Origin of the sequence: Thermopolyspora flexuosa (genome assembly GCF_006716785.1) — a bacterium.
Classification (GTDB): Bacteria; Actinomycetota; Actinomycetes; order Streptosporangiales; family Streptosporangiaceae; genus Thermopolyspora; species Thermopolyspora flexuosa.
The window spans coordinates 23,936-41,614 of record NZ_VFPQ01000001.1; the positions used below are offsets into that span (position 1 = coordinate 23,936).

The 17,679-nt window shown below is 72.1% G+C and carries 11 protein-coding genes, 1 pseudogene and 1 CRISPR repeat array; of the genes and pseudogenes, 7 read left to right on the forward strand and 5 right to left on the reverse strand.

The window, feature by feature from the left end; all coding sequences use genetic code 11:
* Nucleotides 1-9: 9 nt before the first annotated feature.
* Nucleotides 10-333, forward strand: coding sequence for a type I-E CRISPR-associated endoribonuclease Cas2e (gene cas2e / locus FHX40_RS00085; RefSeq protein WP_229788909.1), 324 nt, complete (start codon nt 10-12; stop codon nt 331-333).
* 18 nt (nt 334-351) lie between these two features.
* Nucleotides 352-2,449: a CRISPR direct-repeat array (repeat unit 29 nt; unit sequence GTCCTCCCCACGCACGTGGGGGTGAGCCG).
* Nucleotides 2,450-2,909: 460 nt separating this feature from the next.
* Here cas2e and FHX40_RS00090 read toward each other — a convergent pair.
* The 3 genes from FHX40_RS00090 to FHX40_RS00100 are packed head-to-tail and all read right to left on the reverse strand — an operon-like array spanning nt 2,910 to nt 8,093.
* Complete coding sequence (locus tag FHX40_RS00090) at nt 2,910-6,290, reverse strand: ATP-binding protein (RefSeq protein ID WP_189136214.1); 3,381 nt, start codon at nt 6,288-6,290, stop codon at nt 2,910-2,912.
* Complete coding sequence (locus FHX40_RS00095) at nt 6,290-7,015, reverse strand: helix-turn-helix domain-containing protein (protein ID WP_142257692.1); 726 nt, start codon at nt 7,013-7,015, stop codon at nt 6,290-6,292. Before FHX40_RS00095 ends, FHX40_RS00090 begins: the two co-directional genes overlap by 1 nt.
* A 1-nt stretch (nt 7,016) precedes the next feature.
* Nucleotides 7,017-8,093 carry an endonuclease domain-containing protein gene (locus FHX40_RS00100; protein ID WP_142257693.1) on the reverse strand — a complete coding sequence of 359 codons (1,077 nt, stop codon included), beginning with the start codon at nt 8,091-8,093 and terminating at the stop codon, nt 7,017-7,019.
* Between the two features lie 632 nt (nt 8,094-8,725).
* Here FHX40_RS00100 and FHX40_RS00105 point away from each other — a divergent pair.
* A complete protein-coding gene (locus FHX40_RS00105; RefSeq protein ID WP_142257694.1) occupies nt 8,726-9,874 on the forward strand; it encodes an endo-1,4-beta-xylanase in 1,149 nt (382 codons plus the stop codon).
* Nucleotides 9,875-10,056: 182 nt separating this feature from the next.
* Nucleotides 10,057-10,656, forward strand: a complete 600-nt coding sequence (gene thpR, locus FHX40_RS00110; RefSeq protein WP_142257695.1) for an RNA 2',3'-cyclic phosphodiesterase — start codon at nt 10,057-10,059, stop codon at nt 10,654-10,656.
* Nucleotides 10,657-11,255: 599 nt separating this feature from the next.
* Here thpR and FHX40_RS00115 read toward each other — a convergent pair.
* Nucleotides 11,256-12,226: pseudogene (locus tag FHX40_RS00115) on the reverse strand (aldo/keto reductase).
* 128 nt (nt 12,227-12,354) lie between these two features.
* On the opposite strand from FHX40_RS00115, the gene FHX40_RS00120 reads away from it, so the two are divergent.
* On the forward strand, nt 12,355-13,527 hold the full coding sequence (locus FHX40_RS00120; RefSeq protein ID WP_142257696.1) for a hypothetical protein: 1,173 nt from the start codon (nt 12,355-12,357) through the stop codon (nt 13,525-13,527).
* Here the strand turns inward: FHX40_RS00120 and FHX40_RS00125 are convergent.
* Entirely contained in the window at nt 13,505-13,891 is a 387-nt protein-coding gene (locus tag FHX40_RS00125; protein WP_142257697.1) for a hypothetical protein, read from the reverse strand. The two genes, FHX40_RS00120 and FHX40_RS00125, sit on opposite strands and share 23 nt — an antisense overlap.
* Nucleotides 13,892-14,122: 231 nt before the next feature.
* Here FHX40_RS00125 and lhgO point away from each other — a divergent pair, with 231 nt between their 5' ends.
* Genes lhgO through FHX40_RS00140 form a run of 3 tightly spaced genes read left to right on the forward strand, consistent with a single transcriptional unit; the run spans nt 14,123 to nt 17,618 of the window.
* On the forward strand, nt 14,123-15,304 hold the full coding sequence (gene lhgO / locus FHX40_RS00130; protein ID WP_142261449.1) for an L-2-hydroxyglutarate oxidase: 1,182 nt from the start codon (nt 14,123-14,125) through the stop codon (nt 15,302-15,304).
* Between the two features lie 34 nt (nt 15,305-15,338).
* Nucleotides 15,339-16,052, forward strand: a complete 714-nt coding sequence (locus FHX40_RS00135; RefSeq protein WP_142257698.1) for a response regulator transcription factor — start codon at nt 15,339-15,341, stop codon at nt 16,050-16,052.
* A gap of 21 nt (nt 16,053-16,073) precedes the next feature.
* A complete protein-coding gene (locus FHX40_RS00140; RefSeq protein WP_280525097.1) occupies nt 16,074-17,618 on the forward strand; it encodes a sensor histidine kinase in 1,545 nt (514 codons plus the stop codon).
* The last annotated feature ends 61 nt before the right edge of the window (nt 17,619-17,679 follow it).

The window sequence follows — 17,679 nt, forward strand, 5'->3', positions numbered from 1 at the left end:
ATGGCATCGATGGTCGTGATCTCCACTACGGCGGTCCCAGATCACGTAAACGGAGCGTTATCACGCTGGCTAATCGAGCCGTGTCCCGGGCTTTTCGTGGGCACGGTATCCGCCCGTGTGCGCGACGAACTCTGGTCGGCGGTCAGTGCGAGCGTGGGCGACGGCATGGCCGTCCTCATCCACCCGGCCGACAACGAGCAGGGTTTCGCGCTACGCACGTCGGGTCAACGTCGTCGACACGTAGTCGACTTCGACGGCCTCCAGTTGATCAAGTTCGCCGCCGAGACAACTGACACCTCATCTGATCAAGAAAAACCTCAAGTGAAAATGTGAAACCGCAGTTCAGGAAGTGTCCTCCCCACGCACGTGGGGGTGAGCCGACGGTGACGTCGAGGAAACGGCCAGCGTTTTCGTCCTCCCCACGCACGTGGGGGTGAGCCGCCGGCCCATTCGATCTGTCCATCCCGGTCGATGTCCTCCCCACGCACGTGGGGGTGAGCCGCACTATGTTCCAGCATCACGGCTCTGACTGACGTCCTCCCCACGCACGTGGGGGTGAGCCGCCCAAGAAGGCCCAGCAGTACTCCCCTGAGGAGTCCTCCCCACGCACGTGGGGGTGAGCCGGCCCGCGCGGCGCGGGCCGCGAGCAAGGGAGGGTCCTCCCCACGCACGTGGGGGTGAGCCGTAGATGCGGACACGGTGGTCGGTGCCGCGGCAGTCCTCCCCACGCACGTGGGGGTGAGCCGGCCGTGGGCCTGGCCGCCTCGTCGAGGCCTGCGTCCTCCCCACGCACGTGGGGGTGAGCCTGCACTCTGGACCGCGCCGATCACTTGATTCGTGTCCTCCCCACGCACGTGGGGGTGAGCCGGTAGCCAATCGCATCGGCGGAGAGACTACGTAGTCCTCCCCACGCACGTGGGGGTGAGCCGGGTGACGCACCCACCCCCGAGAGCGTCACCCCGTCCTCCCCACGCACGTGGGGGTGAGCCGCGCGTCATCGAGCTCGTGATCAAGGGTGACGCGTCCTCCCCACGCACGTGGGGGTGAGCCGCCGTCCTCTTGTCGGCACCGGTGACCTGGCCGGTCCTCCCCACGCACGTGGGGGTGAGCCGGTGGCGGCACCCTTAGGCGGGTAGAGGTTGATGTCCTCCCCACGCACGTGGGGGTGAGCCGTATGAGGGCGACCACAGATGGTTCCGGTGTGTGTCCTCCCCACGCACGTGGGGGTGAGCCGCCGCGCACAACGCCGGCGCTCAACGTCCGGTAGTCCTCCCCACGCACGTGGGGGTGAGCCTCGACCACATCCGCTACCTACAGCAGGTCGGCCGTCCTCCCCACGCACGTGGGGGTGAGCCGGTGTTGTGCAGCACCTGGATCAGCGGCACACCGTCCTCCCCACGCACGTGGGGGTGAGCCGGACCCGCTGGTCGCGACGCTGGCGGCGACGGAGTCCTCCCCACGCACGTGGGGGTGAGCCGCGTCCGGTGCCCTTGCAGTTGCCGCACTTGACGTCCTCCCCACGCACGTGGGGGTGAGCCGCGGACGGCGTCCATCGTGCGATCCTTTCTGTAGTCCTCCCCACGCACGTGGGGGTGAGCCGAGGACCTACCACTGCCCGAACCCCGACTGCCGGTCCTCCCCACGCACGTGGGGGTGAGCCTTCAACGGGCAGCGCGTCAACACGCGCGTCATCGTCCTCCCCACGCACGTGGGGGTGAGCCGCGTACGGAGCCGGGCTGCTCCTGATCCGGGAGGTCCTCCCCACGCACGTGGGGGTGAGCCGATGGAGCGGCGCAACACCGGCCCGGCACGGCTGTCCTCCCCACGCACGTGGGGGTGAGCCGGCCGGCCTGCGCCCCACCGACGTCGTCGCCCAGTCCTCCCCACGCACGTGGGGGTGAGCCGGCCCGGGACATCGGCCCCGGGCCTTCGTGCTGGTCCTCCCCACGCACGTGGGGGTGAGCCGGTGGCTCATCGGAGAGACCTTTCTTGGTCAGGGTCCTCCCCACGCACGTGGGGGTGAGCCGCCGCCCTCACCCGCCCAAACCCGAGAGAGAGGGTCCTCCCCACGCACGTGGGGGTGAGCCGACCAGGTGGGTGGCGTCGCCCACTCGGCTGATGTCCTCCCCACGCACGTGGGGGTGAGCCGCCTTCGCATGAGCTGAGCCAGCTCATCGTGACGTCCTCCCCACGCACGTGGGGGTGAGCCGTCGGTCAGACCGAGCAGCTCGCGGACGCGGGGGTCCTCCCCACGCACGTGGGGGTGAGCCGCACATCGACGCCGTCGCGCAGGCCGCCCGGGAGTCCTCCCCACGCACGTGGGGGTGAGCCGACGCGCCCGAGCGCGGCCTGGAGGCCGCTACGGTCCTCCCCACGCACGTGGGGGTGAGCCGTCGATTCCGCAGACCAGCGGTTTGCTGGGGCTCCCAATACACGTGGGGGTGAGCCGGTGACGGTCACGGTCCCGTCCACTGCACTGATGTCCTCCCCAGGTGCGTGGGGGGCAATCAGCGGGTGTCCACTGCTCCGGCCGGGGCATCCTCCCCCATGCGTGTTGGGGTGAGTCGCGGCGGCGTATGTGCTGGCAGGCCGTCCTGCCTCCCCACGTAAGTGGGTGGGCTGCGTTCTCAGTAGCCCTCGATAACGTGATTTCGTCATCAAGAACGTGGGCGGGCCGTCGTAGGGACGGACGGGACTAGGGTGCCGTCGTCGCCCTCCCGCACGTGCGGGGTGAGCCATACGACGTTGTCGAGGTTCGGATTCGAGGCCTCGTTTTTCTCATTCCATGCGTGAGTTTTCGCCGGCGCCCGGCCCGGCTGACGTCGTCTTGCTCCGCGAGCTGCGCCGGCCGTGCCTGGGGATCGGGCCGCCGCCCGGCGCCCCGCGACGGCGCCGGGCGGCGGTGGGCGTCAGGGGCGCTTGGCCCGGTCGATGACCTCCTCGGCGGTGAGGGGGGACGGGGGGTGGTAGGTGAGGCACAGCGGGGTGCGGATCTTGACCATGGGGCGGCCCTCGGTCGCGACGTAGAACTCGCCGCCCTTGAGGCGGGCGATGTCGGAGACGGTGCCGCCTTTGGCGCGGGCCATCTCCTGGGCGGCGGTGATCTGCACCGGGGCGTTCAGCCGGCCGTAGAACTGGGTCGTGGCGTTGCCGGGGATCTGGTTGTGCAGGCCCTTCGGGGCCTGGGTGGCGAACACCAGGCCGAGGCCGTACTTGCGGGCCTGGGAGGCGAGGGCGAGGGTGCTCCGCGTGCAGGGGGTCATCGCGCCGGAGGGGGCGAACGTCTGGGCCTCGTCCATCACCAGCAGGCCGCCGAGCGGGCGGTCGCTGGGGTGCTTCTTCACCCAGGCGAACAGCGACATCTGGAGCTGGTTGACGAAGCTCTGCCGCTGCTCGTCCTGGGCCAGCCCGATGAAGTTGATCACCGAGACCCTGGCCCGCTTGCCGGGCGGCGGGGTGAGCAGGACGCCCGGGTCCATGGGGGTGCCCTCGCCGTCGAACAGCGGGTCGTTCACCCTGGCGGCCTTGAGGGTCTGCGCGATGTCCGACGCGATCTTCTCCGCGCCGTCGAGGGTGCTGACCCCGTCCGGCAGGGAGTCGAGCAGGTCGATGAGCCCCTGCAGGCCGGCGCCGCCTCGGCGGGCGTAGAACGTGATCGCCTCGCGCAGTACGGCCTGGCCGTGCAGGGCCTTGGGAGAGGCCCCGGTGAGTTTCGCCCGGGGGACGAGCGACTCGACGGCGACGTCCACCGCCTCCCGGAACTCGTCCGGGTCGTCGCGGACGCTCGAGAAGTCGGGCAGCGGCTGGAACGTGAGCGGCCGCCCGGCGGTACGCCCCGGGGTCCAGACCGTCACGTCGACGTCGGCGAGGTACTCGGCCGCCTTCGCCTCATCGCCCGGCCCCCACGCCTCCGGCGGGGCCGGCCACGGGTCGCCGAGCCGTGCCAGGTCGTTGTTGGGGTCGAGCACGATCGCGGACACGCCGCGCAGCGCGCACTCCTCCACGAGGCGGCGGATGAGCACGGTCTTGCCCGAGCCCGAGCCGGCGAAGATCACCACGTGCTTGCGCAGCGCCTCCAGCGGCACGGTGACCTCGGCATCGGTGGCCATGACCCGGCCCACGGTCACCGGCGCCGCGGCCGGGTGCGTCGGCCCACCGGTTGCCCCGCCCGTGGCGCTCTCGTCGCGGTCCGGCAGGGGGACGTCGTCCTTGGACCGGGCGGGGACGTGGTCGTCGCGGGGTTCCGTACCGCCGGCGGGGGCGGTGCCCATGCCGCTCGGCCGCCAGTCGTCTCCCGGGACGAAACCGCCCGCGCCCCGGGCCAGGGGTGAGATTCCACCACCGTTCGACGGGCCGGGCTTGGCGTCGGCGAGCAGATCGCCGACCTTGGCGAGCGCGCTCTGGCCGTTGGGGCCGAGGCCACCGGGCGGCTTGCCGGGCGAGGGCGGCGGCAGCTGGTTGCCGGGGACGGGCGAGTCTGGATCGCTCCAGGAGGCGAGCGCCTCGCGGAGGAAGCTCACCTGCTCGGCGGGCCTGCGGGCGGCGAGCCACTGGCCCAGGTGCGGCGGGTTCTCGTTGATCAGCGTGCGGAGCGCGGTGAGGATCCGCAGGTCGTCCTCGGTGAAGCGGAGCACGCGGCCGCCGGCGTCGAGGAACCTGGCGACGGCCTCCTGCGTCTTCGGCCCGGTCGGCCAGTCGGCGTTGCGGAGGATGAAGAGGCGGCGCTTCGGCACGTCCGCGGCGAGGCCGGCCTCGACCACCGCCTTGCGCAGGCGGGTGATGACCGCCCGGGCGTTCGTCGCGGAGATCGCGCGGAACGCCCAGTGGAACTGGTCCTCGGTGGACTCGTCGAGGGCACGGCGCAGCCGGGCGTGCAGGGCGGGGTTCGCGCTCGGCTCGGAGTCCTGGCTGAAGCTCGCGCCCGCCTCGCCGAGGCCCGTCACCCACGCCTCCAGACCGGCCGCGAGCAGCGACGGCATGACCTGGTCCTCGGTCGCGGGCTTGGTGGCCATGCTCACGTCCGCCGACGCGCGCAGCGACTCGAACCGGTCGTCGAGGGCGCGCAGCCTCTGCTCCTCCGGGTCGGGCTGGATCGGCCCCGGCTCGGGAATCCGCTCCTCGAGGCTCTCCATCTCCCGGATCTCGCCGTTGAGCAGGCACGAGCGGATGTGCTCGTCGATCCGGATGAGCAGGTCGCGCGGGGTCCGGTTCACGGCCTCGGCGAACACGCTCGGCTTCACCGGCCAGGTCGGGTACGGCGGGGTGTAGTCGAGTGCCTCGTACCGGGCGGCGAACCGCTTCTCCACCAGCAGCCGGGCGGTCTCGGGGTCGGTCAGCACGCCGAGCTGGGTGGCGAGCTGGAACCGGTCCTGCACGGTGTCGGTGGCGTGCGTGGCGATCAGCTCCCAGGTGTCGGGCAGGCAGGAGACGATCGTCAACGTACGGCGGGTGTGCTCGCGCAGCGACATCAGGCCGTGGGCGACGTGTTCGATGAGCAGCACCCCTCGCCAGTCCTGATCCGCGTGCATGGACCTGATGCCGCACTGGGCGACGAGCATGTCGATCTGGTCGACCGCGATCACCGACGGCCCGGTGAGGGCGAGCAGCCGGGAGATGTCCCGGACGATCTCCTGCGGTGACTTGTTCACCTGCCGGATGCCCCAGCTCGCCCACTCGCCCGGGGTCTCCTCGATGCCGCTGGTGAGGTACGCCTCGCCGATGTCCTGGGCGGTGAAGTCCGCGGAGGCGCGGAGGACGAGGGCGCGCAGGGTGTCGCGGCACTGCCGCATCACCAGGTTGTCGATGCGGGCGACGGACTGGACGAACCTGTCCAGCGTCTCCCGGGTGATCGGCGTCTTGCCGCAGATCGCCGCCCAGTCGTCGGACGGCAGCTCGGCGAGGACCGAGAGCCGGGTGAGGAAGGTCTCCAGCTGCGATTTGCCGTCGTCGCCGATCCGGCAGAGCCCGTCGAGCATCGCCACGACGACGCTCTCCCAGAAGCTCCGCGCGTCGAGCAGGCCGACGAGGAAGAAGTACCCGTCCCGCAGCTGCACCTGCTCGCGCGCCCAGCCGAGTAAGTGCGTCTTTCCGGTGCCGCGTCGCCCCTTCACCACGACGCCGATGGGGCTCGCGTCGCTGCTGTCCCGTGCCTCTTCGATGCCGCGGAGCACGAGGTCGGCGGTCCGCTGGTGCAGCGTGTCGACGTGGTACGGCGAGCGTCGCCACACGTGGTCGGGCGCCTGCGTGTAGTCGAGCCGCAGGCCGGCGAGGATCGATCTCGGGTCTGCCATCACATCACCTCGATGGAGATCAGATGGCTGTCCTGGCCGCCGATGCGCACGGCCGCGGCGCGCTCCTCCGGGGTGAGCGCCTTCTGGTTGGACTGCGGGTCCACGAACACGTCCGGCTGCAGGTTCATCCTGATCAGCGCGGCGTCGACGTCCTCGCGCGGCAGGTCGGCGAGGAGCTTGCGGAGCCGGACGAGCGGCACGTGGCGGCCCGGGCTCTCCGCGAGTTCGAAGTAGGCGGCGCGGATGCGCTTCTCCACCTCCTCAGGCGACGGCGGCATCGCGGCCGCGGGCTCCTGGGAGGCCGCCGGGGCGGTGGAGCTCGGGGCGGGCGCCGCGGTCGCGTCGTCCTCGGGGGCGGGCGTGTCGGCGACCGTGTCGGGCTGGAACACCTCGGCCAGGCTCTGACCGGTGCGGTTCAGGTAGCGCCGCAGGCCGCGCAGCAGGGCGAGGCAGGTGGCGGCGGCCGCACCCGTCCCCAGCCGGAGGTCGTCCCGCTCGATCTCGGCCATCGCGCGCGCCCAGCCGCGGTCCGTGAGCGTGTGCGCAAGGGCGCGCCCCTGCTTCCGGCTGTCCACCAGCCCCAGCTTGTTGAGCCGCCTCCGCGGCCTGCCGGTGAGCGTGTAGCCGTACCGCTCAGCGAGATCGACGTTGGAGACCTCGTCGGCCTCCGCCATCAGGATGAAGAGCGCCCGGAGCTCTTCTGCGGACAGTTCCGTCTCGGACATGTCATCCTTCCAACGTTCCACGATGGCGAGCACGCCGGCGCTTCTCGATGAAGCGCCCGATCTGGTGGACCACCGCCTGGACGTCGTCGAGCACCTGGTCGTCGGTGAAGCGCAGGACCGCGTAGCCGTCCAGCTGGAGCTGGACGTCGCGGCGTCGGTCGGCGCGGAACTTGAGCGGGCGGCGGTGGTCGTCGCCGTCGACCTCGACCACGCAGCGCTCGGCGCGCCAGATGAGGTCGACGCGGATCGGCGGGGTGAGGGGATCGGACTGGTAGGTCTGGTTCCAGGCCCGGCCGGTCGCCCAGGGGCACTTGGCGAGCGCGGTCTCGAGCAGCTGTTCCGCCCGGCTGGCCGGGTGCGGTTTCCCGGCCACGGCCGGGAAGGTGACGGTGGGTTCGTCGTCGACGGGCGGCCAGGGGGCGGCCCCGCCGGTGTCGTGCGCTCCGCCGTACGGGAGGAGCACGGGTACCGTCTCGAGCCGGTCGACGGCGGTCAGCGGGGCGCCGGTGAGCCAGACGCCGAAGCCGCCCGCGTGCGCGAGCCATTCGGCGCCGGCGACGAGTAACTCCTCCTCGGACGGGGTGAGCCCGTCGGGGACCTCGAGGAGGATCGCGGTGTGCGTGCGGCCGTAGCTCGCCGCGAGCACCCGGGCGAGCCCGGCGGCGCGCACCTCGCGGGGGAACCTGCGTAACGATCGGCTCGTGGCCGCGTCCCCGTCGTCGCAGAGCGCGGTCTCGGCCAGCTCGGCGAGGAAGGGGCCGAAGTGCGGGCTGCGCGCGGCGAGGCGTAACGCGAGCATCCGTACGGCTCGCGCGGCCGGTCCGCCGCGGCGTGCCGGGCGGGTCAGGCCCGCGGCGTCGGGCAGCCAGGCCGGGAACAGGTCGACGGCCGCCCGTTCCAGCGTGTCGAGGGCCACGCCGACCATCTCGGGCAGCGAGCGCGGATGGCCGAGGGAGTACGCGATGATCGCGGGCGCGTCCTCGGGCAGCACCTCCAGGTCGGCGGCGAGGGCGGCCCGATCGGCTCCGTCGAGGCACACGACACGGCCCGTCGGCAGCTGCGCCCACCACCGTGTCATGATCCCTCGCCTTCCTCCCGTGCCTTTGGAGGTTATCGGGACGTCATTGGTCAGGAGTGGCAATTGGAAAGAGTTCCGATAACGGTTCGAAAAGGGGCTGATCAGTCAGAAAACTGTCAAGATCGCGGTAATCCCGATGTCGTCCGCGATCTTCTTGGGTCGGGCGGGTCCGCGACGTGCGCGCCCGGTTCCGCCGTGCTTCGGGGCGGCCGGGCCGGGGGTTTTCGGTCGGCCGTTCCGGGGCCGGGTTCGCCAAGGTGGCATCGTTCCAATCGGACGCCCCGCCGCGCCGCCGGGGGCCGCGCCGCGGGCCGGGCGCCGGAAATTCGGAACGCGCCCTGTTTACGTTCGCCGTTCCCTGATTTTTAATGTCAGTGATTAAGATTCGTGTGCGGCCCGGATAATCAGAATAATCATCATAAGCAATTCGGCTGCTTTCCCCGGACTTCGACCCGGGTTCGCCGCCCGGGGCGAATCCGCAGCTCACGGCGGTGGGTTTCGGACCCGCCGATCAGGGCTTGACGACCATTGACCGGATACGTAATCTTCCCCGGGAAATCTGCAAGGCCATTGGTTGTTGCCGGCGACCGCCGATGGGTCTCCCCGTCTCCGTCCACAGGAGTGACACAAAAATGAGGGTGGGCCGATACATCGCCATCACGGTTGGGGCCTCCGCGCTGCTCGTCTCCGGGGTGGCGCCGGCGGCGGCGGGTACGCTGCCGACGTCCGGGACGGCCGCCGGCGCGGCGTCGCAGGCCGGGCACGATCAGAAGCAGGTACCGCTCCGCAAGGTGGCGCCGAAGGGCTTCGCGATCGGCGTGGCCGTCGCGGGTGGTGGCCACCATCTGGACCAGGAGTACCCGGACCCCTTCAAGTACGACGAGGAGTACCGGGGGGTGCTCGCCAAGCACTTCAACTCGGTCACTCCCGAGAACCACTTGAAGTGGGACTTCGTGCACCCGGAGCGGAACAAGTACCGGTTCGGGCCCGCGGACGCCATCGTGCGGTTCGCCCAGCAGAACGGGCAGAAGGTCCGCGGCCACACGCTGCTCTGGCACAGCCAGAACCCCGACTGGCTCACCAAGGGCAAGTTCAGCCGTAAGGAGCTCCGCAACATCCTCAAGGAGCACATCACCAAGGTCGTCGGCCGCTACCGCGGCAAGATCGACCAGTGGGACGTGGCCAACGAGATCTTCGACGACAACGGCAAGCTGCGGACGAAGGAGAACATCTGGCTGAAGACCTTCGGTCCGAGCATCATCGCCGACGCGTTCCGCTGGGCGCACCAGGCCGACCCGAAGGCGAAGCTGTTCTTCAACGACTACGGCGCCGAGGGCATCAACAAGCGCAGCGACGCCTACCTCAAGCTCATGAAGAAGCTGCGCAAGCAGGGCGTCCCGGTCCACGGCTTCGGCGTCCAGGGCCACCTGAGCCTGAACTACCCGTTCCCGAGCGACATGGCCAAGAACCTCAAGCGGTTCTCGGACGCCGGGTTCGAGGTCGCGGTCACCGAGGTCGACGTCCGCATTCCGCTCAACGGCGGTGACGCGAGCGAGGGCCACCTGAAGAAGCAGGCCGACTACTACCGCCGCGCCCTGGAGGCGTGCCTGAGCGTCAAGCGCTGCAACTCCTTCACGCTCTGGGGGACCACGGACAAGTACTCGTGGGTGCCCGTGTTCTTCCCGGACGAGGGCGAGGCGACGATCTTCAACGACGACTTCAGCCCGAAGCCCGCGTACTTCGCCCTGCAGGAGACCCTGGCGAAGGCCCGCCGTCGCTGACCGGCGCGGCGAGCCCGCCCGCCCCGTGAGCACGCGGCCCGGCCCCCGGAACATGGGTGGCCGGGCCGTCGTGTGCGGTACGGCACCGCCGGCCGTGCCGTACCCGGCCGGGATGCCCGTCCGGGGCACGGTGACACGCGGGGGCGTGGCAAGGTGAGGGGGAGGACCGAGGGGAGGACGTCGTGCGGTTGTTCGTCGCCCTGCTGCCGCCCGATGACGTGCTCGCGGAGATCGAGGAGGCCGTCCGTGGCCCGCGGGCGAAGTGGCCGGAGCTGCGTTGGGTGCCCGAGGAGCTGTGGCACGTGACGCTCGCGTTCCTCGGCAACGTGGACGAGGAGCTCCTCCCCGGCCTGCAGGACCGGCTGGAGCGGGCCGCGGCCCGCCACCCGGTGCAGCAGGTGGCGTTCGCGGGCGCGGGCGCGTTCCCGTCGGCGGGGCGGGCGAGCGTGTTCTGGGTGGGCATGCGCGGCGCCGCCGAGGAGGAGCGGGAGCGGCCGGTGCTCGGCCGGCTCGCCCGGTCGATCGCCGCCGGGGCGGAGCGGGCCGGGGCGGCGCCGGACCGCAAGCGGTTCCACCCGCACCTCACGCTCGCCCGGTGCCGGGAACGCACCGACCTGAGCCGCCTGGTCGCGGCGATGGAGTCGTTCGCCGGGCGGCGGTGGGAGGCGACCACCGTGTACCTGATGCGCAGCCACCTGGGCCGGTCGGTGTGGTACGAGCCGATCGCCTCGTGGCCGCTCCGGGGCGACCTGGCGGACCGACCCGCCGCCGGGGCCGACTAGGCTCCATCGCGTGGACCGTCCCCGTCGCTGGCTGCTTCCCACGGTGCTCGCGCTGCTCGTGCTCATCGTGGTGATCGGCGCGCTCGTCTCCTGAGCGCGCGCCGCCGCTCCGGCACGAGAAGGGCGTGACCGTTGTTCCGGCGTGCGCTCGTGCGCCATTCCCGGGCGATGCCGTCGGCTGCTTACGGCGCGACGCCGTATTGAACGCCGTATTGGACATCCGCTGTCGAAGTGGAGCCCGGCCTACCGATTCGCTGAAGCGGTCCGGCGGCTCCGGGCCGAGCCGCCGGCGGCGATAGGGGAGGGCGAGGACAGAGCCTCCACAGTCACCGTCGGCGAGGACCGGCGGCGACGTGCTCCTCGTCAGCGACTGCCTCAAACAAATGCGGGAGTGCGCGGGCGGCCGGCTTGCCGAGCAGGGGGACGAGCCGTACCCGCAGGCGCTGCGGGAGGCCGTCGGCCGCCACGACCGGCTCCGGGGCGGCGACGCGGGCGCCGCCGTACCGGAGCCGGAGGCGGCGGACACCGGCCCGGCGACGGGGTACGGCACGGCCGACGCGGGCCGGCCGCGCCGCACCTCCGGACTCCGCCGGTGTGGCCTACCAGGCGTACGCCTCGGGGGCGGGGCCGCCGGGGCCGGGGAAGATCTCGTCGAGGGTGGCGAGCGCCTTCTCGTCGAGCTCGATCTCGAGCGCCCGGATCGCGCCGTCGAGCTGGTCGATCGTGCGCGGGCCGATGATCGGGGCGGTGACCGCCTGCCAGCGCAGCAGCCAGGCGAGGGCGACGTTCGCCGGGTGCTCGCCGAGCTCGTCGCAGAACGCCTCGTAGCGTTCGATCTTCGGGCGGTGCTTGGTCAGCTCCTCGGTGATCCGTGGCGTGGCGGACCGGCCCTTCTCGATCTTGCGGAGCACGCCGCCGAGCAGGCCGCCGGCGAGCGGCTCCACGGGATCACGCCGATGCCGTAGTCGGCGCAGGCGGGCAGCACCTCCAGCTCGACGGTGCGGGTGAGCAGGTTGTAGTGCGACTGCTCGGACACCAGGCCGGTGAAGTTGCGCCGCCGCGCGGTCTCCTGGGCCTTGGCGATGTGCCACCCGGCGAAGTTCGACGATCCGACGTAGAGGATCTTGCCCTGGGTGCGCAGGACCTCCATCGCCTCCCAGATCTCATCGAACGGCGTGTTCCGGTCGATGTGGTGCATCTGGTAGAGGTCGATGTAGTCGGTCTGCAGCCGCTTGAGCGAGGCGTCGCAGGCGCGCCGGATGTTGAGCGCCGACAGCCGGTCGGTGTTCGGCCAGTCGCCCATCGGGCCGTACAGCTTGGTGGCGATCACCGTGCGCTCGCGGCGGCCGCCGCCCTTGGCGAACCAGCGGCCGATGATCTGCTCGGTGACCCCCTCACCCCGCTTGGCGCCGTACGTGTTGGCCGTGTCGAAGAAGTTGATCCCGAGCTCGTGGGCCCGGTCCATGATGGCGTGCGCGTCCTCCTCCGAGGTCTGCGGGCCGAAGTTCATCGTGCCGAGACAGAGCCGGCTCACCTTGAGGCCGCTGCGTCCGAGCTGTGCGTACTCCATGCCCCTCACCCTACGGAGAAGGGGCCTTCATCCTGCGGATGAGACGCGCACGCCCGGCGGTGGGCGATGGTGATCCATTGCACGAAACTGAGCGGCGGAATGTCGGTCAGGCAGGGCATTATGGCGGAATGGGGTGCAGAACGGGGGCCATCCTGGTACGCCTGCTCGCCGTCCTCGGCGTGATCGCCGTCTGGACGGGGTTATCGGCACCCGGGGCGTACGGCGCGGGCGGTACGGCACGGGCCGCGGACGGGGCGGCCGGCGGCGCCGCGGCGCAGGCCGGCCCGCCGAACGGGTGGGCGAAGCAGCGGACGCGCGAGCGGAATGGCGAGGAGATCCTCTTCCACTTCACCGACCCGCGGATCACCGAGTCGAGCGGGCTCGCCGTCTCCCCGACGCACAAGGGCATCTACTACACCCACAACGACAGCTCCGACGAGCCGCGGTTCTTCGCGGTCGGCGCGGACGGGCGGACGCGCGCGACGTTCACGCTGGCGAACGCCACCGCCCGCGACTGGGAGGGCATGGCGGCCTCGGTGGACCGCGCGACCGGCAAGGGCGTGCTGTGGTTCGCCGACATCGGCGACAACCTCAACGGGGCCTGGCCGGACATCTCCGTCTACAAGGTGATCGAGCCGGAGCGCATGGCCGACGCCACGCTGCGCGCCGTCCGCTACCGGTTCCGGTACGAGGACGGGCCGCGCAACGCCGAGGGCATCATGGTGCACCCCGGCACCGGGCGGCTGTACGTGGTGAGCAAGGAGTTCTCCGGGTCGATCTACGCGGCCCCGACCAAACTGCGCACCGACCGCGTCAACATCCTGCGCCGGGTCGGCCCGGCGCCGATCATGGCGACCGACGCGGCGTACTCGCCGGACGGGTCGAGCTTCGTCATCCGCACATACTTCTCCGCGTCGATCTACCGCGCGCCGGGCGAGCTGATCGCCCGGATCCCGATGCCCGCGCTCGACCAGGCCGAGTCGATCGCCTACACCCCGGACGGCATGGCCCTGCTCACCGGGAGCGAGGGCAAAAACAGCCCGGTCTACCGGGTGCCGCTCCCCGAGGATGTGTTCAGCAAGGTGGCGGCCGAGGCCACGCCGGAGCCGACGGCCACGTCGCGCGGCGAGACCGCGGTGCAGCCGGAGGCGACCCGCCCGGCCGGGACGACGGGCACGGCCGCGGCCGCCGCGGACGAGGGGCGCGAGGAGGGCGTCCCGGTGCAGATGATCCTGCTGTGGCTCGCGGTCGCCGCGGGCGCGACCGGCGTCATCGCGCTCATCGCCCGCGCCGCCCGCTGACCGGGTCGCGCGGGGCCGGCGGACCGCCGCGCAGCGCGTTCTCCACGAGCTCGATCGCCTTGGCGAGACGGACGAGCCGCGGGCCCTCGCGGCGGTAGACGTCGTGCACCGCGTCGATCGCGTGCGGCGGCAGGTGGTCCTTCAAATCGACGGCGGCCCGGCGGTAGCCGGTGCGGGCGGCCTCGATCGCCGAGTGCACGTGGTAGCGGGCCATCCGCGCGAGCGCGAGCGGGTAGCGGCGCAGCACGCCGTACGCGCGGTAGTCGGGTGGCACGGCGTCGAGGAGCCAGTCCACCGCCGACAGCTCCCAGTCGGGGGCGCCGGGCGGCCGGACCTCGGGCGGCCATCCTGGAGGCACGTACACGGCCCTCCAGTGTATCGATGATCTGTTCGAATTGTGGTCGTTTGTCCCGTTCACCGATGGATCGGGCGTGTCCACCGACGGGATCGCCGGGCCGGTAGCGCAAGGCGCGCAAAGCTAGAACAATGACGCACTGTGAGTGACCAGAGCGAGCAGGCCGCCGGGCGTCCCGGCGCGCCGCGCGGCGACGCCGTACGGCGCCGGGCCGGCGCCCCCGCCCGGGGAAGCGAGAAGATCGCGGTCGTCGGGGCCGGGATCCTCGGGCTCGCGGTCGCGCGCGAGCTGGCGCGCACCCGGGGCGCCGAGGTGACGGTGCTCGACAAGGAGGACCGCGTCGCCGCCCACCAGACCGGGCGCAACAGCGGGGTGGTGCACGCCGGGATCTACTACACGCCCGGCTCGCTCAAGGCCCGCCTCTGCCGGGACGGCGTGGCGATGCTGCGCGAGTACTGCGCCGAGCACCGCATCCCGTACGAGGAGGTCGGCAAGCTGGTGATCGCCGCCACCTCGGCGGAGCGCGCCGGGCTGCGCCGCATCGCCGAGCGGGCCCGCGCCAACGGCGTGCCCGGCATCGCCGAGCTCGACGCGCTCGGCCTGCGCGAGGTCGAGCCGAACGCGGTCGGCGTCGGCGCGGTGCACTCCCCGCACACCGCGATCGTCGACTTCCCCGCCGTCGCCCGCCGCCTCGCCGCCGACGTGGCCGAACTCGGCGGCACGGTACGGCTCGGCCACCCGGTGCGCGGGCTGCGCGAGCGCGCGGGCGGCGTCGAGGTGCTCGCCGGTTCCTGGCGGCAGCGGTTCGACCGGGTGGTCTGCTGCGCCGGGCTCGGCACCGACGCGGTCGCCGCGCTCGCCGGACGGCCCGGGGACGTACGCATCTTGCCGTTCCGCGGCGAGTACTACCGGCTCGCCGGGGCCGCCAAGGACCTGGTGCGCGGCCTCATCTACCCGGTGCCCGACCCCCGCTTCCCGTTCCTCGGGGTGCACCTCACCCGCCGCATCGACGGCGAGGTGCTCGTCGGCCCGAACGCGGTGATGGCCCTCGCCTACGAGGGCTACACCTGGCGCACGGTACGGCTCCGCGACCTGCGCGCCATCCTCGGCTGGGAGGGCACCTGGCGGCTCGCCGCCCGCCACTGGCGCACCGGCCTGCGCGAGGTGTACGGCTCGCTCGCCAAGAAGGCGTTCCTCAACGCGGCCCGCCGGTACGTGCCCGCGATCGGCGAGGCCGACCTGGTCCGCGCCCCGGGCGGGGTGCGCGCCCAGGCGGTCGCCCGCGACGGCACGCTCGTGGACGACTTCGCGATCGACGTGTACGGCCGGATCGTGCTGGTGCGCAACGCGCCCTCGCCGGCGGCCACCTCGAGCCTGGCGATCGCGCGGCACATCGCCTCGGTGGTCGCTGAGAGAACCTGAATGTTTCCGGCCACCTTATGCCCCAACCGCCACTATGGGGGGCGTGACCGAATCGCCTGAAGCACGCCTGCTCGTCGTCGAGGACGAGCCCAACATCCTGGAGCTGCTCGCCGCGAGCCTGCGATTCGCCGGATTCGACGTGAAGACGGCCGCCGGCGGGCGGGACGCGGTCGCCGCCACGCAGCGTCACCGGCCGGATCTCATCGTCCTCGACGTGATGTTGCCCGACATGGACGGATTCGACGTGGTGCGCCGCCTGCGCTCCGGTGGCGCGTACACGCCGGTGGTCTTCCTCACCGCCCGGGACGCCACCGAGGACAAGATCAAAGGGCTCACCCTCGGCGGTGACGACTACGTGACCAAGCCGTTCAGCCTGGAGGAGGTGATCGCCCGCATCCGCGCGGTGCTGCGCCGTACCGCCGGGGACCCGATGACCCCGCCGCCCCGGCTCACCTTCCACGACATCGAGCTGGACGAGGAGACCCACGAGGTGTGGCGCGGCGGCGAGCCGGTCGCGCTCTCGCCCACCGAGTTCAAGCTGCTCCGCTACTTCATGGCGAACGCGGGCCGGGTGCTGTCGAAGGCCCAGATCCTCGATCACGTGTGGAACTACGACTTCCGCGGCGACGCGGGTATCGTCGAGTCGTACGTCTCGGTGCTGCGCCGCAAGATCGACAACCGCGAGCCGCGGCTCATCCACACCCTGCGCGGCGTCGGCTACGTGCTGCGCCGTCCCCCGCAGTCCTGATCGTCCCCTCTCCCCGTCCCCGTGAAGGTCCTCTCCCAGCGCACTCCGCTCCGGATCAAGCTGATCGCGGTGATGCTCGCGCTCGTCGCCGTGGCGCTCACCGTGTTCGGCGCGGCGAGCGTCTGGATGCTCAACGATCACCTGATCGCGCGCCACGACCGCACGCTCGTGGCGTTCTCCATGGAGCTGGAGCGCAACCTGTCCCGGTTGCCCGGGCCGCCGCCCCGGCAGCCGCGGATCCCGCCGGAGATGGTGGCCCGGGTACGGGACCCGAACGGGCAGATCACCACGACGCTGATCGGCGCCGCCGTGGAGAACGCGTCCTGGCCGGTCGCCTTCCCGGATCGGCCGCGGGTGATCGAGACGGCCGCCGCGGAGAACGGCGAGCTGCGCTGGCGGACCCGGACGGCGACGATCCAGGGCGTGGGCACGCTGGAGACCGCGATCGGCCTCACCTCGGTCGACCAGATCATCTTCCGGTTCGCGCTGATCGAGCTCACCGTGGGCGGCGTGGTGCTCGCCGCCCTCGCCGTCGTCGGCGTGGTGACGGTACGGCACAGCCTGCGCCCGCTGCGGCAGATCGAACAGACCGCCGAGGCGATCGCCGCGGGGCGGCTGGGCCTGCGGGTGCCGGACCACGACCCGCGCACCGAGGTCGGGCGGCTCGCCCGGTCGCTCAACACGATGCTCACCCAGATCGAGACCGCGCTGCGGGACCGCGCCGCCTCCGAGGCCGCGGCGCGCCGGTCCGAGGAGCGCATGCGCCGCTTCATCGCGGACGCCTCGCACGAGCTGCGCACCCCGCTCACCTCGATCCGCGGGTTCGCCGAGTACTTCCGGCAGAACCCGGAGGCCGACCCGGCCGAGCTGCTCGCCCGGGTGGAGGCCCAGGCCTCCCGGATGGGGCTGCTCGTCGACGACCTGCTGCTGCTCGCCCGGCTCGACCAGCAGCGGCCGCTGCGCACCGGGCCGGTGGACCTGCTCGCGATCGCCGCGGACGCGGTGCACGACGCCCAGGTGCTCGCCCCCGACCGGAGGATCTCGCTGTCCGTGGCGGGCGGCGCCGCGCTCATCGTCACCGGGGACGAGGCGCGGCTGCGGCAGGTGCTCGGCAACCTCGTCAACAACGCGCTCACCCACACCCCGGCGGGCACGCCGGTGACGATCCGGGTCGGCACCCGGTACCGCGACGGCCGTACCGGGCCGCCCGGCCCGGTCGGGGAGGTCGCGTTCATCGAGGTCAGCGACGCCGGCCCGGGGCTCACCCCGGAGGAGGCCGAGCGCGTCTTCGAGCGCTTCTACCGCTCCGACCCCTCCCGGGCCCGGCGCGGCCCCGACGGCCCCGCCTCCTCGGGCTCGGGCCTCGGCCTGTCGATCGTGGCCGCGCTCGTCCGGGCGCACGGCGGCATCGTCTCGGTGGAGACCGCCCCGGGCGAGGGGGCGACGTTCCGGGTGGTCCTGCCGCTCGCGCCGGAGGCGCTCAACGGCGGGCTCGACGATGCCGAGCCTGACGCTTCCGAGCCCGAGGACACCGAGCCGGAGCGCTCCGGGCCGTCCCCGGCGTAGCGCGCCCCTCGGCCGACCGGGATCCCGTGGACTTCCCGCGCGCGGCCGCCCCGGCCCGGGG

What these genes read in the sequence shown, in the direction of transcription:
- cas2e (WP_229788909.1), top strand. Translation starts at nt 10, where the DNA reads ATGGTCGTGATCTCCACTACGGCGGTCCCAGATCACGTAAACGGAGCG.
- FHX40_RS00090 (WP_189136214.1), bottom strand. Translation starts at nt 6,290, where the DNA reads ATGGCAGACCCGAGATCGATCCTCGCCGGCCTGCGGCTCGACTACACG.
- FHX40_RS00095 (WP_142257692.1), bottom strand. Translation starts at nt 7,015, where the DNA reads ATGTCCGAGACGGAACTGTCCGCAGAAGAGCTCCGGGCGCTCTTCATC.
- FHX40_RS00100 (WP_142257693.1), bottom strand. Translation starts at nt 8,093, where the DNA reads ATGACACGGTGGTGGGCGCAGCTGCCGACGGGCCGTGTCGTGTGCCTC.
- FHX40_RS00105 (WP_142257694.1), top strand. Translation starts at nt 8,726, where the DNA reads ATGAGGGTGGGCCGATACATCGCCATCACGGTTGGGGCCTCCGCGCTG.
- FHX40_RS00120 (WP_142257696.1), top strand. Translation starts at nt 12,355, where the DNA reads ATGGGGTGCAGAACGGGGGCCATCCTGGTACGCCTGCTCGCCGTCCTC.
- FHX40_RS00135 (WP_142257698.1), top strand. Translation starts at nt 15,339, where the DNA reads ATGGGGGGCGTGACCGAATCGCCTGAAGCACGCCTGCTCGTCGTCGAG.